We start from the raw sequence: 25,806 nt of genomic DNA, 5'->3' as shown, positions 1-25,806 counted from the left end.
CAAATCGCCTGCCGGGCAATGAATGATCTGCGCTTCGCTGAAACGGCTTCTCTTCATCGTCTGTCTCCTCAGTTGGAGAACAGGCTAACCTCAAAGCGAGGACTTTTCAGGGGAGCAGGTCACACGAAACGAAAGCTTGCATCAAAAACAAGCTCTCAGCCCAAACCCGTTGTCCGGCTGAGACGTCGAGCTGAAAACCCGTTTGAAACGCCGGTTAGATGTCTGGTTGGAAGCCCGGTTGAAAATCCACCCAGCGACAGGAGGCGGAGAACAACTGCTCCAGCTCAGACTTCGTCGGCATTCTGCGGCGCCTAGGGTCGGATATGATCTCCTGCGACCCTGCATAGGGACATAAAACAGCAAGCTGCTGGGTGCCGAAATCTGGCAGACCTTCGATCGCGTATCGTGCCAACATAGCGTCACAAAGCACCACTGTTTCGGCCTTGACTTGTTGAAAGGCACTGATCTGTTCGATCTTGTAGGTGTCGAGCAACTCACAGATGGCCGGATGGAGGTTACCATCATAAGCAGTCTCATAGTCTGGCCAGTGGAAGATACCTACGGCACGTTTTTTGGATGCTGCGTGTGAAACAATATCTGCAATCGCATCAATGTTTTTCCCCGATTCCGAAAAATCCGCGATGAAGGCCAATTTGAATCTGGTTGGCTTGTATTGAGATGAAAGAATTGACTTTGGCGCGGGAAAGGCCCGCCCACGCGGCCTGTTGGGTTCCAGACACAGGTCGTCAAGCGCGGCGTTTTTTTGCCAACGCCTGTAAGATCTTTGATAGTCTTCTCTCACCCCGTGATACAATGTGGTCAAATGTGTAGAATTCTGCCGTGTTAAAGAGTCGGCCCGCACCAAGCTGAATGCCAAGGGCAAGTGTCCGCTGGTATATGTCAAAGAATCGTCGCCGTATTTTGTGCGAAACCTCCACAGGAACTCGTTGTCCGCCCCGACGCGAACAGTGTCCCACGGTCCGATGTCAGAGAGTAGATCTCTCCGGAACAGGAGCGACGACAAATTGTTGCTCATCAAGTGTTCGCTTGGCCGCCAAAAACCCAGTGCAAACAGGTCAGGTCGCACACGCATCCAGCGCGATACGACCCCAATGGCTTCTCTGCTGTTTTGAAGCTCCCTGACCTGCATTTCTATTTTTTGGGGGTGGGACCAGTCATCGGAATCGTGAACCGTCACGAATGTCCCGCGAGCGATCTCCATTCCAGCATTGCGGGCGACATAGGCGCCACCATTTCTCTTCTGTTTGACTAGCTCGACCCGTGGATCGGCATCTGCGATTGCCGCAACGATATCGCAGGTTGCATCCGTACTTGCGTCATCAACCACAATGATTTCAAGATTCTTCCAAGTCTGCGCCTGCATGCTTTCGATTGCCCTACTGATCGTATCAGCTCCGTTATAGACAGGCATAATGACGGAGATTTTTTCATAGGGGCCCTCAGACATTGGTGCCATAGGGGCATCACCGCCGACAATATTGAAAAAATTCAACGGTTCGTTGATCTGTTTTTTCTGGATCTCCGCAAGACCATTTGTTTGATAGACCTTGTTGATCCACGACAATCTTGCCGATTCAGCTTCCCGGTTCTCCTCCTCAGATGGCGCCAAGTAGGTATTGGCCATTTGGAAGAATAGGTTCGGATCGTCCGGGTAGTGCTCCAACTGGCCTGCAACCATAGCGCGGGCCTCTTCTCTCCTACCAAGCTCAATCAAACAGTTGGCTTCAGCCAGGATATAGCGCCGGTTTTCAGAGCCTTCAAAGGTACGCGCATCCCGAATCCTGGACAGCGCCACAGAAAATTCGCCACGATAGCTGAGCCAGCGCGCCAATGTCCATGCTGCAAAGGACCGGTCTGCATCCGAGTAAATGGAAGAATGCAACACGTTCTGCAGGTCATTTGACGCCTGAACTGGATAAGGCCCCCAAAGTTTTTTCTCCAATGATTTCAAAGGTAAAATCTTCGATTTTCTCACGGAAGAGTCACCGCGGGCGCGCCTCTCCGCTCTGCCAATCACTTTTACCAGAGTTTCGTCCGCCGTGGCACCCGATGCTCGCAAGCTGGATGACAGCATCCAAAACGGCATGATTCCATCATGTGGAAAAAATATTGGCTTTCTGAGATGGCCCAAGCCGTTTTTGCCCGTCCCAGCCGCAGCGTATTGTGCGCGAGCGCATTGAATAAGTGGCAGGTAGCGATCCCTGTCAAAGACTGCAATCTGCTCATAGGGCCATTTTTCCTTGCAATATTGCAACAACATCCAATGGATAGCGGCTGCAAGACTGCGGCCATCCTTCCCTCTATATTGCCAAAGGTTGTCACCGCAACGATCTGCCAAATTCGCCAGATTCATCCAGCCCTGAAGATTGAATGCACAATAGTGTTCTGTTTGCGTTCGCTTTAGCTCGTATCTCTGGCTGCCTTTTTCGCCAAACTGACCGGAAATGCGCTCACGGCTCCTGCGGAAAGTCGTAACAAGGGTCTCAATATCACCCAGGTACGCTGCAATTGCAGCAACCTGAAGATCATAATAAGTTCCATGATTGTTTTTGGCTCTGCACTCGTCTTTTCCTTGGTCGCTCTCCTGCAACCATGAAAGGTATTCGCGCATCCACTTGCCAAGCCCAATTGAATCTTTATCTGTAAACACACCGGAGCGTTCGATAAGGCGCACTGCATCAAGGAAAAAATAGAGATCCTTCATCTCTATTAATCCTCGCGGGCTTCCTTTGGTTTCGCCTTTGCTCGACTGCACCTGTGCATACTCCAGATGCGGATTCATCCGTGTTCGACTATCCAGGAACCAATGGCGGATCAGCCGTGCTGCATGGCGGGAGTACTCAAGATGACCACTGCTACTTCCGGCCAGCGCCAGGATAGTGGTGTCGTCAAAAAGGCGCTGAACGCTTGTCCGATCGTATCGCTTGCTTTCCGGCTCATAAAGTCGAGTTCCAGGCGCTCGCTCTCCGTCCCGGCGTATACCCGGGTATCCGCTTATCGTATTCGGGTTTGGCCACCAATAAGGTTCTGGATGAAAATAATCGTGTTTATCGCCACTCGGCGCCACCATCGTTTTATCCACCACCGAATATGGCCCGCGCTGTAGCGCCAGTTCAGCTTCTTGAAGCAATCGGGAAAACAGCTGCCCCTTCGCAGTATCTGATGGAGCTTGCTTCAAAGACAACAACAGCGCTTCATCATATACCTTCAAAGAAGTTGGATCGAACTTTGCGGCAAAGGCCCGACGGTCCAAATCGTCGATCAAACTGATAATGGCATTTGACCGCGCATTTCCTCGCAAGACGGTGACCTGTTCCGAAGACTGCTCGAGTTCGTTGCGCCCGGAATTTAGCCGCGCGACCCAACCGGCCCTCCCAAAATCTCCAGCTTCCCGCGCGCGCTGCGGTCGCGGCAAGTCCCAGATGTCGTCGCGCCAGGCATCCCATGCACCTGGAATACCCAGCCGCCAAAACAACTCTGCCTTGGGGCGTCTGCCATAATGAAAGTTCTCATCGAACTCTTCACTTGCATCTTTCCTGAAAAGCAGCTGGGGTTCGTCTTCGGCATCCGGCTTATAGCCTCGCTTCAGGAGATCCGCATTATCGCGGGTACGCGACATCGACACGACGAAGTACTTCAGATATGGCTCTTTGGTCACTCCACGTACCAAATCAGACCATGCAGACCTGGTCAGAAAGCAATTTCCATCCCAAGGAAGGATCCATTTGGCCCGGTCACGTCCGTCCCGCAACGCCGCGTTCCGCGCTCCGTTGTTATTCATGACATATCTATTCTTGTGCCGCCTGGAGTGGGTTTCCGCACGCAGCTGATCATAGTCGTACATGTCCGAATACCGACCGTCGAGAAAGAAGGTCGGTTGCGGGAAACTCTCTAAATCCCATTCCACGTTTCGATATTCATCAAGGTCGAACGGAATATGAATGAATGGCTGTTTATGCTTTTCCAAAAGCGCGATCACGGCCTGTTCCTGGTCGGCGTCGACGATCCGGTTCACCACCCAACGCTTTTCGCAGTGCTTGAGGTTTGGCTCGTTCTCGAGAATAAAGTGCAGGTTTTTGAGTGTCTGCCCTTCCTCGTGCCGGGGTGGCAGATCGTTCCCCAATATTCGATACAATACAAAGGTATCCGCTTCATGATCCAATCGCTTGGTAATGAACTCCGCCTTAAGGGCGGCTCTGTCCGTGACTGCAGGGGCGGCCGGTATGATTGGATCACTTCTTGGATCGAATATATGTTTCGGGTCCATGCCGGACCGGAAATAACTCTCATAATCTTCAAGCCGGGAACGAAGAAACCCCGGTTTTCCCAGATCGATCAGGTAGGCGGGCTTCCATTTTTTCCATACAGTATGAAAGCGCATATTGAAGAGCGGGGACTCGGCATCGGCAAAATAGACCTGTTCAGGGAAATACTCGAAAAGCATGCCGGATCGGCGAAGCATCGTGTGCTGCGTCGAATCCGTCAGGAGTAGCGGCACAAGCTCTTCCTTGTTTCGCTGCTGCCGTTTGACATGTTTCAGAGCAGAGCGAAGTCTCTCTTCACCTAGCCCGAAGACCGCAACGGCGAAAACGCTGGCTCTTCGGTCCCCCTGTTTTGCTTGCAGCCCAGGTCCAGGTCTCAACCCAATCTGTGGTTTGGCCTCTACTGGCCAAGCTGAGAGCTGTTCGTCCGTCAGATCGAGGCCATATCCGGGTTGGACCTGAGGGGTTCGAGCTGTCTCCCACATGACCTGCTGAACTCCGTCGTGAACCGAAATCCGCACCTTAGGCCGACCAGTCATGGGGGAATTGACTTTACTGGCTTTGCTCATCTTCTGCCAATCATGTCCATTATTGCCTCGGCTGCAGCTTCTGCGCCGTTACCTCTGGAGAGCCGTTTGCACTGTTTGCGCATGAAGGAACGGGTCTTCTCGTTCAGCAATGCCTCGCAAAGTGCGGGCAGGTGAAACAGTTGGTCTTCCGGCAGGTCGAAAGATGCCCCCTCGTCCTGCGCATACTCTGCGCGTATGCCTTGCTGATCCATTGCCGGGTGACGGTTTGCAACGAAGATCGTTGGCAGACCTGCCGCCATCACTTCATGGAACACGTTGTAGCCAGCCGCAGAAATCGAAAAATCGAACGCCTTGAAAAATCTGCTGAGCGGGAAGCCGCGTATGACCCGTGTCGCTGGCAGATCTTGAAAACCCACCGGGCTGTTTTCCCACTCGGCAAGGACAATCTGAAGGTTCGGAAACCGCTGTAATTGCTCGATAATCTCTTCCGCCAGGCTCGGCAGATCACGGTTGGCGCCCGCACCGAGCTGAACGAGTACCGATGGAGCGTCAGACGACAGACCAAGCGCTTCGATCGCGGCCTTTCGCGGCAGAATTTCCTTTGAGTCAAGCAGCGTTATCGGATCCACGACCAACGCTTCGTGCTGGCGCGCCGCAGTCGGGCCGTGGTCCCACTCACCAGCGACCTCGCCAGGCTCGATAATCAGGTCCATGAACCGAGCATTCTCCAGATAGGGAGATGGAGTAGGCCCGATCATACCCCGACGCACCCACACCAAGCCGCACCGCCCCCGCGAGAGCACGGCATTCACAAGGCCTGGTGTCGGGTTGTTGCCGTCGAAAACGACAGATCTTGGCTCGTATCGGTCGAGCAATTCGCCCAACTCAGCGCAAAACCAGGCGTCCCAGTGAGCTTGGATTGTTTTGGTATCACCTTGCGAAGGTAGGTACTCGGCCAGATAACCAAAAGATTCGATGATGGGCGCGGCCTGCGCCAGCGTCGCGAAAATGGGTTCGGCCCGATCGTCAAGGCGCCGCGCGATGGCAAGCAGCCGCGCAACGTGGCCCAGGCCAATACCATTTGACGGGACGAACAACACCCGTTCAGGCCCCGTTTTCGAGATCCGGCGCCGTTTGCGTGGCTTCGTTTCCTTGAGAAGATCCAGGATCGTTTCGCGTCGTGAGGCCTCGGGGAACTGGATCTTGCTATGGAAAACTGCAAGCTCGCGGGCAGTATCGAAAGCAGTCTTGTCAGCTTCAAGATCTGCAATTCGAGAAGGCGCGTCGCAGGCGTCGGCATAGATGGCCCCTGGTCCGAAATGAGATTCGAGATGTTTTGGCAGAACGACAAGCTTGCCAGAGGCCATAGCCGTTGCGATTGCGGTCTCGGGCATAGCGGGAACCGAAACGCCCGGAAAGTACATGAAGACATCCAACATCTCCAAAAAGCGTTCGACCGTGATTTCTCTGGGGTCGAACACGGTCAAACCTGAGGTCCCGGAAAGTTTCTTCCAGAGTTGTTTTGGAGGCGTCCCGATAACGCGGAAATCACGGCCCGCCCCGATCGGGTAAATGGCCTGGATCTCTTCTTTTGAGTTCGGCCATTGGATGGGCCCTGGGTCACTGACCCTGCCGCAGACCGTCGGTCTGGCGACATCGCAACGCTTCGGTATGGAAAATAGCTCCTGTCCGACCGGTCGCCAGTCCTCTTCCAACAGGGGAACAGGTGTGTTCAGCTCAGCCAATGCCGCCCGCACCCATCGGTTGGTGGGCGCCCAGGCAACCGGGCCAATCTGTAAGCCCAGCCACAGGCCCATCTGGGAAAGAACCGGCTTCCTTTCGTGCACGAACACAACCTGATCGGCGCAGACACTCCGCAGGTCTTGAATTGGCGCCGCAAGGGTGGCCGGTGAATGGACGATGGCCAGTTTCGCACGTGCGGATGGTTTGGCCGGAAGGACGTCAACCAGACCTTCTCTGACGCAGATCTGTATGTCGGGGGAAACGACTGAGTGGGTTGGTTGGACCTGCAATTGGATCACGCCAACATGACAGCCCATGCCGGCATAAGTCCGAATTTCCTGCGCAACGCGCAGCCCGGCATCACCTCTGCGCGTGCAGTCGGCAAGCATAAGGATATCGTAGGTATCAGTTTGACGTTTCGAACCCATGATCCCCAAGCAATCCCTGTCCCCAGACAAAGACTATCCGGATTCTTTCTTATATGGCAAGGCTTTGACCTTCTCTGACCTGATCTTTCTAGACTGTTTCTGTTGGTCTGAATGACATATTTCCCACTTTCTTCACTCCTCGAAACTCCCTGGTGACGCCTGTGGCAGGTCTGCGCGAAACGGCTTGCCCGTCCGAACAGATTGGCATGCATAACCCAAGGCCAAGCCAGGACTGATCAATAGCTGTAATGACAGACTGATTTCGGCTCTAAGGTCTTTAGGCCTTCAAAAAGTACCCTCGGCTTGTTGAGGTCGGAGCGGCATTTGTGGCAATGTGAGACGCTCATCTTACCTGCGACCAGAGCGAGAAAGTATATAACGTGCCTGGCTCTTCAAAAAACCTAGATCCGGGGCCTTTTCTGGAAAAATGGGGTCTCACGTTGGTGGGAACCCGACCTGCCAGAAGTCAGGCACAAATCTTTGAGGTCACGCTGGAAGACGAAGTGCCCGCGATATTAAAGGTCTATCGTCTTTTGTCGCTGGGATCCGAGGCAGAAGCTCCGAAATTCCTTTCGTTGATGAACGGGGCAGCATGTGTGCGGCTGTTACGCGAATGTCCTGGCGCCCTGCTGCTTGAGCGCCTCGAAGGAAACATGTTGCAGAGTGTTGTTTCGCGCGGCGATGACGAAACCGCGACCGAGATCATCATCGACATTGCAGAAGCAATCCGCAAAAAACGGTTCGGGTTCAAACCGGCAAGAAATCTCGAGCTGCGCTTCGACACCCTCCTAAAAACAGACCGGAACGCGCATCCCGCGTTGAATACAGCTACTTTTCAAAAAGCCATTGACGTGGCGCGCATGTCACTTGACCGTGATAGCCGTGCTGAAAGGGGGCTTCTTCATGGCGATCTTCATCACACCAACATTGTCGAAGGGAAACGTGAATGGTGTGCAATCGATCCAATGACACTTTATGGGGAGGCCGAAGCCGAGTATGGGCAGGCATTTTGCAATCCCAGCCACGAGGTTGAGATTGTCAACAACCCGGAGCGTGCGATCAGAATAGCGAACCAGATCAACGCGCGAACGGCCCTAAGCCAGGAGCGGCTTATCGCATGGGGTGTCGTGATGGCAGCCCACTCGCTTGTAAAGGAGGTCAACAGACTGCCATTTGAACAGCGGGAGCTTAATCGCACCGCGGCGCGGCTTGAGGCAATTGTTGCAGCATATGGCGCTGTCTCATAGCTCCAGCCAATCAGAGATGCTTTGCACCTGCATCGAGTGGGCTCGTCGGCGCGAGAGATTGTGACGTCTTGCCGGTTCCGTTCGAACCTTCGAAACCAAACTGGGAGTGCGACCTCGGCGCCATCTTCCTGGCTCCCCACTCAAGAGAAAAGCCTCTTACCGGCCATTGCAAATGTAATCTGGCCCCTTACACCATCGCCGCACAGGGCATTCAAGGATCGGGAAACCGCCCGAATGCGACCAAGCCGATCAACTCTGCCCGAGACGAAATTCCGAGTTTTGTGAGCGCACGGCTCTTGTAGGTTTCAACGGTCTTGGGGTTGATCTTCATGCGCCCCGCGGTCTCCTTCAGCGTATAGCCTTGGCCGAGGCTATACACAGCCCGCCGTTCCTGGCGGCTTAATATCACCCTGCGAGTCCGCTTTTTGCTGTCCATGGGCACCTTGCCTGCCGTGCGGCCGTGGAAAACATCCTCGACATATTGGCAAAGTGCGGGCACCCCTTCTGCACGCTGGACGACCCCGGCGACACCGATGCGGGTTCTTGCCAACGCCAATCTGGCCGTATCCAGGGAAGAGAAGAACACGCAGGACAGTTTGGGAGAGTCCAAAACCCATTCACCATCCACAACCGGATCATCAAGAATGATCGGGTCGAAAATCACCAGGTCAAAGTCACCGTCACCAATGCTCTCGCGCGCTTGGTTCAGTCTCTCGACTGAACAGACCTCGCCAACTCCGCCTATGCGGCTAAGATGCGTTGTGATCTCGCACGCCAGTGCCGGTTCGCTCTCCACCACAAGAACTCTTCGATCGGACGCCCTGGAATTTTCCATTGAGTCCAATAGTATATGGCCGTCCATGTAATCCTTCCCGAAGAAAAATCTGAAAAACAGGATCGGCGAACCTACGGGCAACCGACGGAAATCGTACTACAAACTGGGCCTTTCGGTCAAAAACCGCCGATCAGCGCACACGTTGGTGTTCTTCGTGTATTTTGCCCAACTTCTGCCTTCTTAATACCACAAATTAACGATTCGTTAAGGTTAATGGGAATATCTTCCCTGCCCTTGAGTTGGAAACATACTGTTTTTTGTCGTCTCTTATCAAAGCCTTCGCCGAGAGCCGTCGCGAGCTTCTAACGAGACTGGCAGTAATTACTGGGCTAAAGACTGATTCGCGCCGCGAGTTATCAACACCTCAAACATGTCAACCTGTACAAAAAGCTTGTAAGGATTCGACTGACAGGAATTTCCTGACTGTTCGGTCAAATCACTTGATGGTGTCATCCACCCTGTGCTGGGAAGCCATGTCTCTTGGGTGATATTTCCTGAACTATTGAAACTGAAAATTCTTGTGCTTTCTGACTTTTTGCAAGTGTAACGACAGGGTCAAGTTTCAAGGAAACCGACCAAGTGAACCCAGGCAACCCAGGCGTGCAGGCTTCTTGAGGCTGCGCTTTGAGCGGGCTTTTTGCCCACTGGTTCACCAAAGCCTTGTTCAGGCTGAGAGAGTAGACACAATGAAAAAGTATCTAACGACAACCGCGGTCTCGCTCGCGCTGGCGGCTTCGCCCGCGCTCGCAGATGACACTGACATCGATCAGATCCTGCATGGTGTGCAAGTTGCACTGAATGCGATCTACGCCGGCGACGGTGGTGACGATATCACCCAGGCAGCGACCAATGCCGGTAACATCATTGCACGAGGGGCAGACTCGCTCGACGACATCTACCAAGCTGCAGTCGGTGTCGATCAAATGGCGACCAACTACGTCAACTCGACCGATGGTTTCTACGACCCTGCAGGTCCGTTTGACGGGTTCGAGGACGTGACCCAAACAGCCACCAACGTGCTGAACAGCCTTAGCATGGAGGCTGGTGCCACAGTAGAAACCATCACGCAGCGTACGATCTATTCCGGTCAGGCTGCCGACAACTCCGTGTTCTTCGACGGCGACTCCGTCGGCATCGACCAATCGGCCCTGAACGCGGCAAACTTGGTCAATGCGCCTGCCACCGACCTGACCGAAAACGTCAGGCAGGTGATGCGTTACAGCGATCAAACTGCTACGAACTCTGCCATCGGCGACGACTATTTTGATGATCTCACGGATGTTGTTCAGTCGGCACTGAACGTTGCCAACTCTGTGTCCGGCGCAAATCTTGATGATGTCACTCAGAGAATGGCGCACAGCTCACAGCGCGCGACAAACACGATCGTAAGCCAAGACGATCTGCGGGCGACAAGAGCGCGCAATCCCAATCTTCAGGATGCCGTCAATGCGGCGAACCTGATCAATTTCCTGGAAGATGCCCAATCTCTGAAGCAGGTGTCTGTGTCATCCGAGCAGATTGCCTACAACATGGTTCTTGGCCCGGATATCTATCCCGGCAACCCCAATTTCGGCGATGTCGTCGAGAATCTGGACCAGACAGCCACCAACGTTACCAACTCTGTCTCGGTGCCTGAGACAGCCGATCTTGGAGATGGTGACATCGAGACGCTTGTTCAGCGCAGCCGGGATCTGGTGCAGCGCGCGGGCAACCTGATCGACATGGGTGACTCGATCGATGATGTCACACAAACCGCAACGAATGCGGCAAACATCGCCCAGTTCGATGATATCGAAGGTTCTGTCGATCAGCGGTGGGCTCAGTCTTACCAGACTGCGACCAACGTCGTTGCTTTCGGGCTGGGTGATGCAGGTATCTATGACCTGACCCAGACTGCGACCAACGTCGTCAACTCGCTCTCGGGCGACGATATCAAGCAGGACGGCACCGATGTGGTGGTCAGCCAGGTTGTTGACATGTCTGGCCTCTCGGGTCAGTTGGCTGGCAACTTCGTGTCCTTTGGAAGCGAAGATGGTGAAGGTCTGGTCGATGTCGCACAGTCCGCGACCAACGCCGCCAACATGATCTCGCTCAACGAACTGCAGGGTGTGACGGTTCAGAATGCTTACTTCCAGCAAGTCGCCGGAAACGTAGCGGTTCCGAACCTTGCGAGCTTCTTCATGACGGGAAGCGGTGACATTCTGGATCTCGATCAGAGCGCAGTTAACGCTGTGAACGTCATCAGCGCAGACGAGTTGCCGGATATCCAGGGCGCAACGGACATTTCTCAGTTCGGCTCCGGTTTCCAGTTGGCAACCAATATTGCGGCGACGACCGCATCCGTCTCGGGTGTGACGCAAGCCGCAACCAACGTGGCCAACTCGATCGGTATGCCCTCGGCGGGCAGCGGCAACTGATCCAATACAGCTTTTGCCGGAGCGGCGGTGTCCCCGCCGCTCCGGCTTCGGTTTCTGAATTTTCCAAGAAGATGAGCAATTATTGCAATGTCCCGTCATGCTGGCTTAGTTTTCGCCGTATCAGCCCTCGTCGCTGCCGCTGCCGCACATGCTGAAGAGCGAACCGGCGTGGTTGTCGATCAGCATTTCGACGCAAGCCAGATAGGCCTCAATACGCTTGATCTCGCAAACCTGCCCGGACAGACAGACAGCCTCTTGTCGAGACCGGGGATCGGCGCATCAATTACCCAAAATAACACCCAGCTTATCACGAACGCGGCCAACATCCTGATCTCTCAGACCACCGTGGTCGAAAGCGCCGAGCAAATCGGCGCCGGCCAGCAATTGGCCGGAAACACTCTGACAGGTGGAGAGTTCAGTGTTCTGAGCGGATCTCTGCAACAGACTGGTGAAAACCTCACCAACGTGATCATCGCCGAGCGCGTGGACAGTATGGCTCAGCAGTTTGGTCCCGGCGGCACCCAGGCGGTCGAAAACCTGGCCAGCCTGGGTTTCGCCAACGGCTCCTTGATGCAGACGGGTCGGAACACCGCAAACATCGTGGTGGCAGAAATCTCGATCGGCGCCGGTTCTCAGGTCTTTCCGTTCGACTCCATTCAATCCATAGACAATTTTGTCCGTCTGAGCGGCCAACCCGGCAATGCACTGCCCTTCGACCAGGCCTTCGACATTCCCGATCAGTTCGTGAACATCGCAAATGGCGTGGGGCCGGCGACTGCGGGTACGCGTGGTGTAATCGTCCAGGAAGGGACAAACCTCGGTAACATTCTCATCTCAGACGAGGTTCATGATGTGGTTCGGGTGTTCAATGGCGAGCAAATCATATTGAACAACATCCTGGTGGAGGAAATGGCCGCCTTACCACAAAACGTCACTCAATCGGGTATCAACATCGCGAACTTCGTATCCGCAATCGAAGTATCCGGTCTGGTACAGTTCTCCGAAGGCGTACAGTCCGTCGAAAACGACGTAACCGATGCTTCCCTGGCCTCATTGACGGCCCAGATATCTGAATACAACCATGTTGCTGAGAACTACGCGAATGTTCTCTACATCAGAAATGGGGAGGGTGGCGGCACGGCCTCGATACTCCCTGTGACCGCGTCGCAAGGCAATACCATCCCCCAGTCAAGCGAAAGCGGCAACGGCCGGCAAGTTCAGGTCGGGAATGCCGCTGCCGTAGAACGCTGAGCGTTCAGAGCTCTCACTCTTCGATCCGATGTTATCGCAGGCTCGAACACGTCTCGTCTGAACACCAGGGGCCCGCATTGATCAACGGTGCAGATGGCCAGGCTTCCGGCTTTGAATTCTCATAGATCACCGCCTGCTCCCCATATCGCAACGCCGCTCTGCGCAAACGTTCAGAACAGATGGAAGCCGCTTGAGCGCGGACGAGGGTGTAAACCAAACGGTCTGTCTGCGCATCGCTGCCCGAGGGCGTTTCCTGTCCCAGATTTCGGAAGTATTCCGCGATCTGTTCTGAACCCTGGATTGGGGAACCTGGCAGCACCTCTTCACAGGAAAAAGCCAACAGACGATATTCGACCATCGCCGTTAGAAAAGGCGTGGGGTCGAAGACGGGCGAGGGATTTGCCTCTCCGGTCGACTGCTGAGCATGAATTGGCTGCGCAACCGAAAAAATCAGCGCTGCGGCCAACGCTGCTATGCCGCCGCAACTACTCGACACGGGCCAATGTCGCCCGCAACTCGTCTGCGGCCTCTGTCCCGGAACCGAAATTGCGGGGCAGGAGCGCATCACAACTGCCACCATGGTTAACGATCTCGCTGACGATATCGTAAGCAGCCTCCGCCATCAGCCAGCGTATTCCGGCGTGCAGCCCTTCGATGTTTTCGCGTCCGAGATTCAAGTCAAAAAGTTCGTCGTCAAAAAACCGAAAAATCGAACCGTAGACTTCACGGCCGACAGCCTGCTTGGCGTAGCTCTCACTCATGACGATTTCAGTCGAGACAGTATCTGTCACCCTGAGATCGGCACCGACTGTCAACGCGAAGGCCCGGCGCCCCGCACCGAGCCCGAAAAACCCGATCTCTGCTCCTTCGGAGTAAGTGTTGAAATCAAGCTGAGTTATCGAGCCGTCGATTACATAGCGGGAACCACGAAACGCACCACGGCGGATCGGCCGGTAAGGAATCGTCTCACCTTCGATCTGGGTAAGCCCCCCATCGCCAAGGATCTGCTCCCTGGACAGCGCTATCTCGAACTCTGAGACAGCAGTGTTGATTCTATTGACCTGATCTACGCCTGCACGTTCCAATGCCGTCACCAGCATCGACGCGGCATCGCGCGGGATGTAGGGCCCAACCTCATCTACGCTGACCCTCTGGGTGACATCCGAGATAACATGAACGGCAAAAACAACGTTGCTGCGCCGCACCTCCGGTGTTTGCGATAAGCACTGCAATGCAGCATCGGCTGGAGTCAGGTTCGCGACCGGGAGCGGTCCGAAATATTGCGCTCGGGGCTCACTCAGCTCTTCAGGTAGCGTCCCGCACCCAGTCACGAGACCAAGTGCTAATATACCAAAAATTGATTTCATCTTAAGGGGTTGCCATCAAAGTAGCTGCGGCGCCGGATATCACAGCACTGGGCGAAGCCCCATTTGTTTGGTTGTCATTGCCATCCACTTCAACGATCGACTGGTCACCTGAGTTGTCTTGCATCAGGTCGATCGTGTTGTTTCCGTTCCCATTGATTGTGATGGTGGTTTGGTTACCTGTCTGGCCCACGCCCTGACCACCGAGGGCTGAGCCGCTGCCTCTGAACTGAAGGCGCACCTGCTCTTGCAGGATGAGCGTTTGACGCTCAGCCGAACTTCGAAATTGAAAACCTTGTGCTTCTCCAAAACCATTCGCGTGGCTGGATGCGGCCGTTGAAACAACGACCGCCATAGCTATTGTGACTGCCCTCATATTTCCTTACCCTTTTTCTTAAGGGTATGGTTTACGTCCTTACCCCTTTTTTTCTTACGGGCATGATCTGCTTGCAGAAAGAGAGGTGCAAGCAAAAAGTTAACAGCAGATATGAGCCGTTGCCATCCTGCAATAATCAGCAAACTGTCGTGTGAAAGCAGTTTTTTCTGGTTGTGGACGGTATGACCGCATCGGATTTCCAGGGGTGTCGCAGCCATTAAGATGTCCCTGTTCAGACAGTATCCAAAATGCGCGAAATCGATCATGCCACTGGGTGCCACTGTCACACACAACCGGCAGATCCCGTTACTGGGACAGGAGGCATTGACCTGACAGATTTCTGGCTGGGTCAAGCCATGATCAGGGCCATCTAGATGTCATACCCGATCTGACCCCTTCTGATGATCTGCCTGCGGTCAGACCTGTTCGGTTACGCGTGTATGCGGTTCATATGGGTCCGGCATCGCGAAGACCTCAAAAGCGTTCAAGGCGACTTCGACAGGTCAGATTGTCATTTTTTTTGAACTTAACGGCCTTCACGCAGGGCGTTACTTCCCTCCGGAACAGCTTTGCGCGCCCGGCTCGCTCTCTTCCTCCCGTCACCAAAGATCTTGCGGTTCCCCGAATTGTGCTGCCCGTTACTACGGCCGGGCGGATGGTATCGCTGCGACGCAATACCCAACCGACCATGACCGCAACATGTCAGCGACTGGATATAGTCTCGTCTGCATGAGGCGCAGCTTTGCCACATCTGGCATCTGGTATCCCGAAGTCAGCGGGCTCAATCTGCTTTCCGGCGCGCAGCCGCGCCAGGTCCGCCCTGTGCGTGTGCGGGTGATCGGCAATGGCAGCTATATCTGTTCTCCCGCCGGGTTCGGCCACCGGTCGCGCTGCTACAGCAACTAGGCTGTTTTCGAATAGCGTCCCTCAGCGCCGGGCGCATTTCCCCGCGCGCCCCGACACGCTTGCCCCCTGCCGGTCACGGGGTCAGCCCGATCGACCAGTGCTGTTCCACCAGATCCACGCCGAAAGCGTGGACCGGCACCGCGCTTTCAAGGGCAAAACCGTTCTTTTTGTAAAGCGCGCAGGCCGCGCGATGGCTTTCATGGGTCCACAGAACCAGCCGGTCGTATCCGCGCGCACGTGCGTAGCTCATGCATGTATCAAGCAGATGCTGGCCCAGCCCCCTGCCTCGTGCCTCCGGCAGAAGCAGGAACAGGCGCAGCTTGGCCAGCCGCGGCTCCGGGCCCTTCACGCAGAAGATCGACCCGATGCGTTTCCCGTTCGACCATGCGATCCATCCCCGCTCACAGGACCGGTCCCGGGTGCGGATGAAATCGGCAAGGATCTCGGCCACCAGGGCCTCGAACTCGGCGTCGAACCCGGCCTCGCGGGCATAAAGCGTGCCGTGCTGTTCGATCAGCCAGCCCGCATCGCCGATCGCCAGATCGCGCAGCTCGATCTGCGGCGCGGCGGTCTTCGGCTCCGACAGGGCGGCATCGACCGCCTCCATCCGCGCCACCAGCGCCGCGATATCCGGCTCGGCCCGGCCCTCGATCCACTCCGCGATCTGCGCCCGCGAAAGGGCCGTCAACTCCGCGGCGCGGATCAGCCCCTCCCGCGTCAGCCCGAGAATCTGCGCCCGCCGGTCGCGGGGATGCCGGGTCTTTTCCACGAGCCCCGATTTCTGCAACCGGCCGAGCATCCGGCTGAGATAACCCTCGTTCAGGCCCAGATGCTGTGCCAGCGCCCCGGCCGTCCAGCCGAAGCCATCGGCCAGTTCGAAGATCACCCGGGCCTCGGCAAGGCTCAGGCCCGCCTCCAGATATCCCTGGCGCAGCAGGCCCAGACGCCGCGTATGAGCCCGGTTGAAGGCCCTGATCCGGTCTATCGCATCCATGCAATCACCCCTCAATTCTTGCCTTAGGCAAGTAATTGCCCCTTGTCTCGCAAATCGCAAGGGGCTACCTGCATCGCCGCACCCAAGGCGCGGAGACCTGCCCGATGAGCATCAACAAAGAAAGCGACCTGGCCGCAAACCTGCAGATCGGCCCCACCACGCTTGGCATGGTCCGTATATATATCGAAGGCGATGGCGTGGACCTGCCGCTCGACTTCGATCCGGACGAGGCGCTGGAAATCGCCGACGAGCTGCGCGCCGCCGCCGAGGCGGCCCGGAAAATGGCAAAATAGGCGCAGGTGCCACCGGCGGAATTGATATACCATTGTTATAGGCCGATCCGGGTCAAGGTGCCGGTTCCCTCCCGCGCCCCGCAATGGATCATGCGCTGACTTTGCGGCGTTCACCCTCACCGCCACACCCGCGCCCCCCGCCCGCGATGTCATCCGCCAATCGGGTCAGACAGACTGACGCGGGCATCCTGCGGAATCCCATGTGCGAAACGCTTGTGCAGTGGCGCACGCCATCACGCGGACCTTGGGTCGGCCATGGTGCTCGCACGGCGGGATCCGTCGCCCAGGCCGATCTCAGATAATCGCCTCCGGATCGCGAAGGCCCTGCAAACGCAGGGCCGCATGACGGGCGAACCGCTGGGTCAGCGCCCGGCGTCTTGCCCCTGCCAGCCTGCTCTCCGGCCCGAACCGCAGGATCTCCGCGTCATAGGCATCGGCGATGATCAATCCCGTCCCGTCCGGAAGAAGATCCGTCGGGAATGCTTCGTCGACGGCCCAGAAATACCTGTCGGCCCAATCGAGATACCCCTCCCATTTCGCGTCGGAGTTGAAATCCGCGCGGGAGGATTTGCACTCCACCACCCATATTTCACCCTTTGGCCCCAAGGCCATGACATCCACCCGTTTGCCTCGCTCGGGCGAGAATTCCTCAAGCACGGCAAAGCCATGGGTTCGCAGATGACGGCACACGCCGCGGGCCAGCAACTGACCGGGGCGAGGCATTGAAGGGGAGAGATCATCCGGCATGCCGGAAGCATGAACAATAGGTGAACAAAAATCAAGCGCGGTCGGAACGGGTACGAAACCGAAGGTGGGCGCGATCCGACGTTTCAGATCCACCCAAGCAAATTGCGCCCTTGCTCATGGAGGGTGGACCGCCTATCTGCCACAACAGGCGGGTACTGCCTTTCTTGTCACATGGGGCACGATTCCGGTGGCCTTACACATCTCCGAGGGAGCTGGCTCTGTCCGGACCCTGGTCCGGTTACCTGGCGCCCACCTGTACTAACAGGTCCTCGGGAATGAAAACCCCGACGGTTTGCGTGGTCCCGCCGCATCAATCCGAAATCAGCGGAATCTCCGCTCGGCGCCGCCGCGCCGCTGGATCAGACCGATGCACGCAACGCGCGCGGTCGGATCATACCCGTGGCGTCGACCCGAACCCGTTTTACTGAAATGTCGAGATGTGGGGTGGACCGAACGCAATCGCAAAGCCTTCTCGAACACGCCCGAGCGGAGAGGCGCCCCGCCGCGCAAATAGCCCGCCCGGATCAGCCGTTGGGATCGTTTTGCGGCGTACTTGTCCAGTCATGCATATCGGTGATGTCCGTGCCAAGCTGGGTGTTGAGACTGTTCGTGGGTTCCTGAACCCCTGCCACAACCACTGCGACAACAGCGATTCCAAGCCCGACAAGGGCGGCGGTCAGCACGACCCAGTCGACCGTAACGGCGCCGCTTTCGGACTCCATGAAGGCTTTGACAAAAGACACGATAATGTCCTCATTCCTTGTTTGCGCACCCCGTTAACCATCTTGCTAGATCTGGATTAGGCCAAATCTGTGGCCTTTCTGAGGTGGTTTTGCATTTTGCTCGGGACGCGCACCCCGCTGGACTTCGCCCCTGGCCGCCCCAATACTCCGGAACATGAGTCTGCCTCCCGGTTTCCTTGACGAATTGCGCACCCGCATTTCCCTGACGCAGGTCGTCGGGCGCAAGGTGACGTGGGATACCCGCAAATCGAACCAGGCCAAGGGGGACATGTGGGCGCCCTGCCCGTTCCATCAGGAGAAGACCGCCAGCTTCCATGTGGATGACCGCAAGGGGTTCTATCATTGCTTTGGCTGCAATGCGGGTGGCGATGCCTTCAAATTCGTGCAGGAGACGGAGAACGTATCGTTCATGGAGGCCGTCCGGATGCTGGCGCAGGACGCGGGCATGCCGATGCCGGAACGCGACCCGAGGGCCCAGGAAAAAGCCGATCATCTGGGCGAACTGGCGAAGGTGACCGAAGCGGCCGTGGGCTGGTTCCGCCTGCAGCTGAAAACGGCCGGCGGCGGCGCGGCGCGCGATTACCTGTCCGGCCGCGGTCTGGATCAGGCGGCGCTTGACAGGTTCGAAATTGGCTATGCCCCCGCGGGCCAGAATGCGGCCTTTCAGGCGTTGATCGAAAAGGGGTTTGCCGCGGATCAGGTGATCGCGGCCGATATCGCGCGTCAGCCGGAAGACGGGCGGGCGCCCTATGATGCGTTCCGGGACCGGATCATCTTCCCCATTCGCGATGCGCGCGGGCGCTGCATCGGCTTTGGCGGCCGGGCGATGGCCGCCGAGGCGCAGGCGAAGTATCTCAACAGCCGCGAGACCGATCTTTTTGACAAGGGCCGGGCGCTCTACAATCACGGACCGGCCCGGGAAGCGGCGGGCAAGGGCCAGCCGCTCATCGTGGCCGAGGGCTATATGGACGTGATCGCGCTGGCACGTGCCGGGTTCGAAGCGACGGTCGCACCCCTTGGCACCGCGATCACCGAAGACCAGCTGCGGCTTTTGTGGCGGATGGCCGATGAGCCGGTCATCGCGCTGGATGGCGACACCGCCGGCCTGCGCGCCGCCATGCGTCTCGTCGACCTTGCGCTGCCGATGCTGGAAGCCGGCAAATCGCTTCGCTTTGCCCTGATGCCGGACGGCATGGACCCTGACGATCTGCTGCGTGCCAAAGGTCCGGACGCCATGCGCGGGCTGATCGCGGCGGCGCAGCCGATGGTCAATCTGCTCTGGCAAAGGGAAACCGAGGGCAAGATCTTCGATAGCCCCGAACGCCGGGCCGCTCTCGACAAGACACTTCGCACGGCGATCGGCCGGATTCAGGATCCCTCCCTGAAGCGGCATTATAGCGAGGCGATCAATGAGCTTCGCTGGCAGCTGTTCAAGGGTCAGCGGCGCAGCCAGACCCGCGGCGGCTTCAGGCCGAAGGCGGACATCGCCCCGGTGGCAGCCACCCGCGCCTCCGCGCTGGCCGCGGGATCTCTGGGCGATGCCGATCTCCGGTCGGCGCTGATCCTTGCCACGCTTTGCCAGTTTCCCGCCCTCATCGACCAGTTCGAGGCCGATCTCGACCGGCTCGTGCCGCACGACGCCGACCAAGCCCGCCTGGCCCGGCATCTTCTGCAGACCGAAATCCGGGACGCAGACCATCTTTCCGCCGAACTGGACACGGCAAATCTGCGGCAAACCCTTGAAAACCTGCTCTCGCTCGGCCATGTGCGCATCGCACCCTTCCTGCGCGCCGATGGCGACGCAGGCCAGGCCGCGCGGTGTTTGCTTGAGGAATTCGCCAAACTCGCCGCGCGGCGCGGGATCGACCATGAACTGACCGAGGCGCTGGAAGATCTGGAGACGACCGAAGAAGACGCGCACCTGTCCTGGCGGCTGAACCACGCCGTCCGGACCCGGCACCGCGCGGATCACCCCACCCCGCCGGAGACCGCGGATCAGGGCGAGGACCGGGCCGCGCTGTCGGCACATCTGCGCAGCTTGATAGATGGCCGCGCCTGGGAGAAGAAAAAAAGGTGACGTGGGTGTGCGAATCAGTGATTCGCGCTATGACATGAACTAACGGTGCGGGTGCGAATCACCCCGTAGGAAAAGGATATCGCGCATGGCCAAAGACACCGACGATCGCAAACAGGACGGCGAAGAGGCCGATATCAGCCTGGATATGAGCCAGGCCGCCGTCAAGAAGATGATCGCCGAGGCCCGGACGCGAGGCTATATCACCTATGATCAGCTCAACACGGTCCTGCCGCCGGAACAGGTGAGTTCCGAGCAGATCGAGGACGTGATGTCGATGCTCTCGGAGATGGGCATCAACATCATCGAGGATGACGAAGCCGAAGACGGCGACGACACCAAGCAAGGCACCGATCTTGTTGAAACCTCGTCCTCCCGCGAGGTGGCCGTTTCCGCAACCGAAACCGAGAAGCTCGACCGCACCGATGACCCGGTGCGCATGTATCTGCGCGAGATGGGCAGTGTCGAGCTGCTGAGCCGTGAAGGCGAGATCGCGATCGCCAAGCGTATCGAGGCCGGGCGCAACACGATGATTGCCGGCCTGTGCGAAAGCCCGCTGACCTTCCAGGCGATCACGATCTGGCGCGACGAACTGCTGGACGAGGACATCCTGCTGCGCGATGTCATCGACCTGGACGCCACTTTCGGTCGCACGCTGGAAGGCGATGACGATGAGCCGGTCGTTGCGTCGCCCGTGTCCAACGACAACGCCGCCCCCGCCAAGAAGGAGGGCGATGCCCAGCCCGAGCTGGACGCCGATGGCAACCCTATCGCCAGCGAAGACGACGAGGACGAGGACGATCAGGCCAATATGAGCCTCGCCGCGATGGAGGCCGCGCTGAAGCCGCGCGTTCTGGAAACCCTCGATCTGATCGCGCGCGACTACGTCAAGCTGAGCGAGATGCAGGATCTGCGGATCTCGGCCACGCTGAACGAGGACAGCAGCTTCTCCTCCAAGGAAGAGAAGGCCTATCAGAAGCTGCGTTCCGAGATCGTGGAACTGGTGAACGAGCTGCATCTGCACAACAACCGGATCGAGGCGCTGATCGACCAGCTTTACGGGATCAACCGCCGGATCATGTCGATCGACAGCGGCATGGTGAAACTGGCCGATCAGGCCCGGATCAACCGCCGTGAGTTCATCGAGGCGTATCGCGGATACGAGCTGGACCCGACATGGGTGGACCGCATGGCCGAGAATTCCGGACGTGGCTGGCAGGCGCTGATGGAACGGAGCCGGGACAAGGTTGAGGAGCTGCGGGCCGACATGGCGCAGGTCGGCACCTATGTGGGCCTTGATATCAATGAGTTCCGCCGGATCGTGAACCAGGTCCAGAAGGGCGAGAAAGAGGCGCGTCAGGCCAAGAAGGAAATGGTCGAGGCGAACCTGCGTCTGGTGATCTCGATTGCCAAGAAATACACCAATCGGGGCCTGCAGTTCCTGGACCTGATCCAGGAGGGCAATATCGGCCTGATGAAGGCCGTCGACAAGTTTGAGTATCGGCGCGGCTACAAGTTCTCCACCTATGCGACCTGGTGGATCCGACAGGCGATCACGCGGTCCATCGCCGATCAGGCGCGCACGATCCGCATCCCGGTGCACATGATCGAGACGATCAACAAGCTGGTCCGCACGGGCCGCCAGATGCTCCACGAAATCGGCCGCGAACCGACGCCGGAAGAACTGGCCGAAAAGCTGCAGATGCCGCTGGAAAAGGTCCGCAAGGTGATGAAGATCGCCAAGGAGCCGATCTCCCTCGAAACGCCGATCGGCGACGAGGAAGACAGCCAGCTTGGCGATTTCATCGAGGACAAGAACGCCGTCCTGCCGCTCGACAGCGCCATTCAGGAGAACCTGAAAGAGACGACAACGCGGGTGCTAGCGTCTTTGACGCCGCGTGAGGAGCGGGTACTGCGCATGCGCTTCGGCATCGGCATGAACACCGACCACACGCTGGAAGAGGTCGGCCAGCAGTTCAGCGTGACCCGCGAGCGGATCCGTCAGATCGAGGCGAAAGCGCTCAGGAAGCTGAAGCACCCGAGCCGGAGCCGGAAGCTGCGGAGTTTCCTGGATCAGTGACGGTTACTTATGAAGCTCGGATTTAAGTTCCCGCGGCGTTCTGATCTTGCATGAAAACTCCGACTCTAGTTTTGCCCGCTTCGACAGGAAGTCGTTGTCTTCTGTGACAAAGACGTCGTGACCGTTCCGCAGGTGTGCCTCCAAGTGAATGGCATCCGCGGCGTTCGCTAGTCCTATGATCGCTCGAACTCGTTCATAGTGGTTTTCGTCAGGTGCCCAAGCAGCTTCGTCCCATCAAAAATGACCCCACACAGCAATCGGTGCGACTTTCCGCGGCACTTTTCGGTTCTCTCGGCCGTTCTCAAGAAAAACGTCGTGAACCTGACTTAGCCCTTCGCGTTCGAGCTTCTTCAGAATTTTGACATTAGCTCCAGAGTCTCGCGTTACTGTAAGCATCGTATCGTTCAATCAAATACGGAGTGGCGGGTCCCCATGATCATCCATCGGCGCCTTCTCCAGATCAAGGCCATTGCCCGCCGGGCGAGCGCCTGCCCGTCTCGGCGGGCTGGCGCTTGGAAAGCCGGGCGCACCGATCAATCCGCGCAATGACTTGGCCACCATAAAGTGCCCCGCTCAACCCTTGCGGCGCCACCCCACGGGCAGGCGCTTGCCCGGCTTGGCGCTGTTGTTCGGGCCGATTTTGGGCTACCTCGGCTGCCATGACCCTCACCACCTTCGACGCCATCCTCACCGACCGCGGCTCCAAATATGCCGTTTCCGGCGGACCTGCGCACTGCAAGGCCGAGGCGCTTGCCCTTCTCAAAGCCCTCAAACGCCAGAAGAAATTCGCGCGTGCCACCCACAACACCTGGGCGCTGCTCACCCCCGATGGTCCCGTCAAGAACGATGACGGAGAGGCCGGCGCAGGCATGGTGATCGTGCGGATGCTCGAACGGGCGAAGCTGCACAACCATGTCATCATCGTCACCCGCTGGTTCGGTGGCACCCATCTGGGCGGCGACAGGTTCCGCCGGGTGCAGGATTGCGTTACACATTACCTCGACCGGATGGACCAACAGGATTAACCTCATGTCGATCTTCTCCAAGCTCTTCGGCGGCAACAAAACCGGTGCGGCGGCTCCGCAGCCCGACCCGATCGAGCATGATGGGTTCCGGATCTTCCCCGCGCCGGTGAAAGAGGCGGGCGGTCACCGCATCGCGGCGCGGATCGAGAAGGAGATCGATGGCGAGGTGAAGACGCACCAGATGATCCGGGCCGATCTGGTCGCCTCTCTGGACGAAGCGACGGCCATCTCCATCGCCAAGGCCAGGCAGATGATCAAGGAACAGGGTGACGCGATCTTCGGCCCCTAGACCCCGCGGGATAGCCTAGAACAACCCCTGCGTCCGGAACGACACTTCCGCATCCTTGCCGATGATCACATGATCATGGATCGACACGTCGATCGCGCCGCAGGCATCCGCGATGCGTTGTGTCATGTCGATATCCTGCGGGCTTGGCGTCGGGTCGCCGGACGGGTGATTATGGACCAGAATGATCGCCGAGGCCGACAGTTCCAGCGCCCGTTTCGCAACCTCGCGCGGGTAGACGGGCACGTGATCGACCGTTCCCCTGGCCTGTTCCTCATCGGCGATCAGCACGTTCTTGCGATCCAGAAACAGCACGCGGAACTGCTCCGTTTCGCGATGCGCCATTGTGGTCCGGCAATAGCTGACCAGAGCATCCCAGGACGAGACGACCTCCCGATGCAGGACACGGGCCTGCGCCATCCGGTGGGCAAATGCCTCGACGATGCGCAGTTGCAGATACACTTTCGGCGTCGCGCCCGCGACCTGAAGCAGCCTGTGTTCACTGGCCGCAACCACGCCGTTGAGATCGCCGAAGCTTTCCAGAAGCCGCTTGGCCAGCGGCTTCACGTCGATCTTGGGGATCGCATTGAACAGCAGGAGCTCCAGCAGTTCGTAGTCGGGCATGGCCTTGTGGCCACCGGACAGAAACCGGGTTCTGAGCCGTTCGCGATGGCCCCAGTAATGCGGCCGCACGCCGCCCTTCTTGTCGATCAGTAGCCCGCCCCCCGCCGCGGCGTTCTGCGACAACCGCTCGGTCTTCCGGAACGGGCGGGTGAAGGCCGCACTGGTCATCGCATCCGCGGGCGGAATGCGCGCTTCCAGATCGCTGAGGCCGCGCAACGCCTCTTCGGAAAATCCGCCGCGCATGCCGGATAGCGACCGGCCCGTTTCCTGATTTGCCATCTGATCCCCTACCGTCACCGCGTCTCAGCAGCCGGCCACGCGGCCAGCACCGGGCCGTTGCTCGACCCGGGGGCAGAATTCCCAAATTTAGTTAACGCAGGATTAAGCCCGATGCATGTCATGGCGACCCTGAGGGACTATCCCTTGAGCCAAGTCAGCATTTCCCGGGCCGCCGCGTCGGCGCTGATCTCTCCGTCGGCCACGCGCGCGCCCGTTTCGGCCATTCTGCGCTTCACCTCCCGGTCGGTCCGAAGCCGCGCCAGAAGCCCGCCGCGCACCTCCTCCTCGAACCAGTGCGCCGCCTGCTCGGCCCGGCGGTCCTGCCAGTGACCTTTCGCCTTTCGCCAATCCGCCAGCGCCTGCATTTCCTCCCATGCGCGGTCCAACCCATCGTCCTGAAGCGCCGAAACAGTCAGCGCCTTGGGGAAGCCCTCCGGGTCCTGCGCCCGCTTGCGCATCAGTCTCAGCGCACCGGCGTAATCCGCGCAGGTGCGCGTGGCGGCCGATTTCAACTCCCCATCGGCCTTGTTGACCAGAATCAGGTCGGCGATCTCCATGATCCCGCGCTTGACGCCCTGCAACTCATCGCCGCCGGCCGGGGCCAGCAACAGAACGAAGATGTCGCACATCTCAGCCACCATCGTCTCGGATTGGCCCACGCCCACTGTTTCGATCAGCACCACGTCGAACCCCGCCGCCTCGCACAGCGCCACCGCCTCCCGCGTGCGGCGCGACACACCGCCCAGATGGGACAGGGAGGGCGAGGGCCGGATGAAGGCGGACGGCTCCCGGCTGAGCCGTTCCATCCGCGTCTTGTCCCCCAGGATCGAGCCGCCCGAGCGGGTTGAGCTTGGATCCACCGCCAGCACCGCGACCGACAGGCCGCGGGCCACGAGCATCATCCCGAAGGCCTCGATAAAGGTGGATTTGCCCACCCCCGGCGTGCCGGAAAGGCCGATCCGCAGAGCCTGCCGCCCATGGCCTCTCAGCGTTTCCAGCAGCGCCGCCGCCTCGGCGCGATGATCGGCCCGCGTGCTTTCAACCAGCGTCACCGCGCGGGCAAGTGCACGACGCTCCCCGGCCAGCACACGGGCGGCCAGATCAGCGTTCAGGGGGTCTGCTTGCGTCATCGGAGATCTATCTTCCCGATCCTGGTTTCGACTATGCGTCCTGCTTCTTGCCCGCTCCGGTCGGGGTCTGTCCAGTGCGGGCGTGGCACAGGCGCGCGCCGTGGGCCGCGAGCCTCCCCCCCGGGCGGCAGACGGGGTGTTGACGTCGACC

Annotated in this window: 21 protein-coding genes; 9 read left to right on the top strand and 12 right to left on the bottom strand. The window is 58.2% G+C overall.

From position 1 onward, the window contains the following. Positions 1-214: 214 nt before the first annotated feature. Complete coding sequence (locus D9R08_RS19065; RefSeq protein ID WP_158598927.1) at positions 215-4,852, bottom strand: alginate lyase family protein; 4,638 nt, start codon at positions 4,850-4,852, stop codon at positions 215-217. Next, positions 4,849-6,984, bottom strand: a complete 2,136-nt coding sequence (locus tag D9R08_RS04505) for a glycosyltransferase (protein ID WP_121896754.1) — start codon at positions 6,982-6,984, stop codon at positions 4,849-4,851. Before D9R08_RS04505 ends, D9R08_RS19065 begins: the two co-directional genes overlap by 4 nt. Positions 6,985-7,427: 443 nt before the next feature. Here D9R08_RS04505 and D9R08_RS04500 point away from each other — a divergent pair, with 443 nt between their 5' ends. Further along, the gene (locus tag D9R08_RS04500; protein WP_158598926.1) at positions 7,428-8,231 is read left to right on the top strand and encodes an aminoglycoside phosphotransferase family protein; all 804 of its coding nucleotides are present in this window, start codon (positions 7,428-7,430) and stop codon (positions 8,229-8,231) included. 211 nt (positions 8,232-8,442) lie between these two features. On the opposite strand, the gene D9R08_RS04495 is transcribed toward D9R08_RS04500, so the two are convergent. After that, a complete protein-coding gene (locus D9R08_RS04495; protein ID WP_158598925.1) occupies positions 8,443-9,066 on the bottom strand; it encodes a LuxR C-terminal-related transcriptional regulator in 624 nt (207 codons plus the stop codon). Positions 9,067-9,752: 686 nt separating this feature from the next. On the opposite strand from D9R08_RS04495, the gene D9R08_RS04490 reads away from it, so the two are divergent. Continuing rightward, the gene (locus D9R08_RS04490; RefSeq protein ID WP_121896751.1) at positions 9,753-11,483 is read left to right on the top strand and encodes a hypothetical protein; all 1,731 of its coding nucleotides are present in this window, start codon (positions 9,753-9,755) and stop codon (positions 11,481-11,483) included. A gap of 87 nt (positions 11,484-11,570) precedes the next feature. After that, entirely contained in the window at positions 11,571-12,734 is a 1,164-nt protein-coding gene (locus D9R08_RS04485; RefSeq protein WP_121896750.1) for a hypothetical protein, read from the top strand. Between the two features lie 31 nt (positions 12,735-12,765). On the opposite strand, the gene D9R08_RS18870 is transcribed toward D9R08_RS04485, so the two are convergent. The 4 genes from D9R08_RS18870 to D9R08_RS18865 are packed head-to-tail and all read right to left on the bottom strand — an operon-like array spanning position 12,766 to position 14,692. Next, positions 12,766-13,200, bottom strand: coding sequence for a hypothetical protein (locus tag D9R08_RS18870; RefSeq protein WP_147450613.1), 435 nt, complete (start codon positions 13,198-13,200; stop codon positions 12,766-12,768). 19 nt (positions 13,201-13,219) lie between these two features. Beyond that, the gene (locus D9R08_RS04480) at positions 13,220-14,101 is read right to left on the bottom strand and encodes a CsgG/HfaB family protein (protein ID WP_121896749.1); all 882 of its coding nucleotides are present in this window, start codon (positions 14,099-14,101) and stop codon (positions 13,220-13,222) included. Between the two features lies 1 nt (position 14,102). Then, positions 14,103-14,453: a hypothetical protein gene (locus D9R08_RS04475; protein ID WP_121896748.1), complete on the bottom strand. Its 351-nt coding sequence runs from the start codon at positions 14,451-14,453 to the stop codon at positions 14,103-14,105. A gap of 17 nt (positions 14,454-14,470) precedes the next feature. Further along, positions 14,471-14,692, bottom strand: a complete 222-nt coding sequence (locus D9R08_RS18865; protein ID WP_147450612.1) for a hypothetical protein — start codon at positions 14,690-14,692, stop codon at positions 14,471-14,473. A 511-nt stretch (positions 14,693-15,203) separates the two neighbouring features. Between D9R08_RS18865 and D9R08_RS19060 the strand changes: the two genes are divergently transcribed. After that, on the top strand, positions 15,204-15,380 hold the full coding sequence (locus tag D9R08_RS19060; protein ID WP_158598924.1) for a hypothetical protein: 177 nt from the start codon (positions 15,204-15,206) through the stop codon (positions 15,378-15,380). Between the two features lie 73 nt (positions 15,381-15,453). On the opposite strand, the gene D9R08_RS19575 is transcribed toward D9R08_RS19060, so the two are convergent. Then, positions 15,454-16,374, bottom strand: coding sequence for a helix-turn-helix domain-containing GNAT family N-acetyltransferase (locus D9R08_RS19575; protein WP_121896747.1), 921 nt, complete (start codon positions 16,372-16,374; stop codon positions 15,454-15,456). 104 nt (positions 16,375-16,478) lie between these two features. Between D9R08_RS19575 and D9R08_RS04465 the strand changes: the two genes are divergently transcribed. Beyond that, positions 16,479-16,667 (top strand): DUF6324 family protein, encoded by a 189-nt coding sequence (locus D9R08_RS04465; RefSeq protein WP_121896857.1) that lies wholly within the window; start codon positions 16,479-16,481, stop codon positions 16,665-16,667. A 294-nt stretch (positions 16,668-16,961) separates the two neighbouring features. Here the strand turns inward: D9R08_RS04465 and D9R08_RS04460 are convergent, their stop codons facing one another. Together D9R08_RS04460 and D9R08_RS04455 are read right to left on the bottom strand one after the other, a co-directional pair. Beyond that, the gene (locus D9R08_RS04460) at positions 16,962-17,390 is read right to left on the bottom strand and encodes an MmcB family DNA repair protein (protein WP_233557227.1); all 429 of its coding nucleotides are present in this window, start codon (positions 17,388-17,390) and stop codon (positions 16,962-16,964) included. A 548-nt stretch (positions 17,391-17,938) separates the two neighbouring features. Then, entirely contained in the window at positions 17,939-18,136 is a 198-nt protein-coding gene (locus tag D9R08_RS04455; RefSeq protein WP_121896745.1) for a pilus assembly protein, read from the bottom strand. A gap of 175 nt (positions 18,137-18,311) precedes the next feature. On the opposite strand from D9R08_RS04455, the gene dnaG reads away from it, so the two are divergent. The 4 genes from dnaG (at position 18,312) to D9R08_RS04435 (ending at position 23,625) form a co-directional block, all read left to right on the top strand. Next, positions 18,312-20,234, top strand: coding sequence for a DNA primase (gene dnaG, locus D9R08_RS04450; RefSeq protein WP_121896744.1), 1,923 nt, complete (start codon positions 18,312-18,314; stop codon positions 20,232-20,234). 85 nt (positions 20,235-20,319) lie between these two features. After that, positions 20,320-22,311, top strand: a complete 1,992-nt coding sequence (gene rpoD, locus D9R08_RS04445; protein ID WP_121896743.1) for an RNA polymerase sigma factor RpoD — start codon at positions 20,320-20,322, stop codon at positions 22,309-22,311. A gap of 659 nt (positions 22,312-22,970) precedes the next feature. Continuing rightward, a complete protein-coding gene (locus D9R08_RS04440; RefSeq protein ID WP_121896742.1) occupies positions 22,971-23,336 on the top strand; it encodes a YigZ family protein in 366 nt (121 codons plus the stop codon). 4 nt (positions 23,337-23,340) lie between these two features. Continuing rightward, positions 23,341-23,625: an HlyU family transcriptional regulator gene (locus D9R08_RS04435; RefSeq protein ID WP_121896741.1), complete on the top strand. Its 285-nt coding sequence runs from the start codon at positions 23,341-23,343 to the stop codon at positions 23,623-23,625. 15 nt (positions 23,626-23,640) lie between these two features. Here the strand turns inward: D9R08_RS04435 and radC are convergent, their stop codons facing one another. Beyond that, on the bottom strand, positions 23,641-24,525 hold the full coding sequence (radC, locus tag D9R08_RS04430) for a RadC family protein (RefSeq protein ID WP_233557225.1): 885 nt from the start codon (positions 24,523-24,525) through the stop codon (positions 23,641-23,643). Between the two features lie 137 nt (positions 24,526-24,662). Then, positions 24,663-25,655: a methylmalonyl Co-A mutase-associated GTPase MeaB gene (meaB, locus tag D9R08_RS04425; protein WP_233557223.1), complete on the bottom strand. Its 993-nt coding sequence runs from the start codon at positions 25,653-25,655 to the stop codon at positions 24,663-24,665. Positions 25,656-25,806: the final 151 nt, after the last annotated feature.

The sequence above is a fragment of the Rhodophyticola porphyridii genome, from assembly GCF_003688285.1.
GTDB classification, from domain to species: domain Bacteria; phylum Pseudomonadota; class Alphaproteobacteria; order Rhodobacterales; family Rhodobacteraceae; genus Rhodophyticola; species Rhodophyticola porphyridii.
The sequence above is the reverse complement of the archived record's forward strand: the minus strand, read 5'-3'. Positions and strand labels throughout refer to the sequence as shown.

Excerpts from the sequence above, each read along its gene's own strand:
- D9R08_RS19065 (WP_158598927.1), bottom strand. The coding sequence starts at position 4,852 with ATGAGCAAAGCCAGTAAAGTCAATTCCCCCATGACTGGTCGGCCTAAG.
- D9R08_RS04475 (WP_121896748.1), bottom strand. The coding sequence starts at position 14,453 with ATGGCGGTCGTTGTTTCAACGGCCGCATCCAGCCACGCGAATGGTTTT.
- D9R08_RS04460 (WP_233557227.1), bottom strand. The coding sequence starts at position 17,390 with ATGCCTCGCCCCGGTCAGTTGCTGGCCCGCGGCGTGTGCCGTCATCTG.
- D9R08_RS04440 (WP_121896742.1), top strand. The coding sequence starts at position 22,971 with ATGACCCTCACCACCTTCGACGCCATCCTCACCGACCGCGGCTCCAAA.
- D9R08_RS04465 (WP_121896857.1), top strand. The coding sequence starts at position 16,479 with ATGAGCATCAACAAAGAAAGCGACCTGGCCGCAAACCTGCAGATCGGC.
- D9R08_RS04490 (WP_121896751.1), top strand. The coding sequence starts at position 9,753 with ATGAAAAAGTATCTAACGACAACCGCGGTCTCGCTCGCGCTGGCGGCT.
- D9R08_RS04455 (WP_121896745.1), bottom strand. The coding sequence starts at position 18,136 with ATGGAGTCCGAAAGCGGCGCCGTTACGGTCGACTGGGTCGTGCTGACC.
- D9R08_RS19060 (WP_158598924.1), top strand. The coding sequence starts at position 15,204 with ATGAGGCGCAGCTTTGCCACATCTGGCATCTGGTATCCCGAAGTCAGC.
- D9R08_RS04480 (WP_121896749.1), bottom strand. The coding sequence starts at position 14,101 with ATGAAATCAATTTTTGGTATATTAGCACTTGGTCTCGTGACTGGGTGC.
- radC (WP_233557225.1), bottom strand. The coding sequence starts at position 24,525 with ATGGCAAATCAGGAAACGGGCCGGTCGCTATCCGGCATGCGCGGCGGA.
- D9R08_RS04495 (WP_158598925.1), bottom strand. The coding sequence starts at position 9,066 with ATGGAAAATTCCAGGGCGTCCGATCGAAGAGTTCTTGTGGTGGAGAGC.
- meaB (WP_233557223.1), bottom strand. The coding sequence starts at position 25,655 with ATGACGCAAGCAGACCCCCTGAACGCTGATCTGGCCGCCCGTGTGCTG.
- D9R08_RS04435 (WP_121896741.1), top strand. The coding sequence starts at position 23,341 with ATGTCGATCTTCTCCAAGCTCTTCGGCGGCAACAAAACCGGTGCGGCG.
- D9R08_RS04485 (WP_121896750.1), top strand. The coding sequence starts at position 11,571 with ATGTCCCGTCATGCTGGCTTAGTTTTCGCCGTATCAGCCCTCGTCGCT.
- rpoD (WP_121896743.1), top strand. The coding sequence starts at position 20,320 with ATGGCCAAAGACACCGACGATCGCAAACAGGACGGCGAAGAGGCCGAT.
- dnaG (WP_121896744.1), top strand. The coding sequence starts at position 18,312 with ATGAGTCTGCCTCCCGGTTTCCTTGACGAATTGCGCACCCGCATTTCC.
- D9R08_RS19575 (WP_121896747.1), bottom strand. The coding sequence starts at position 16,374 with ATGGATGCGATAGACCGGATCAGGGCCTTCAACCGGGCTCATACGCGG.
- D9R08_RS04505 (WP_121896754.1), bottom strand. The coding sequence starts at position 6,984 with ATGGGTTCGAAACGTCAAACTGATACCTACGATATCCTTATGCTTGCC.
- D9R08_RS18865 (WP_147450612.1), bottom strand. The coding sequence starts at position 14,692 with ATGGCTGCGACACCCCTGGAAATCCGATGCGGTCATACCGTCCACAAC.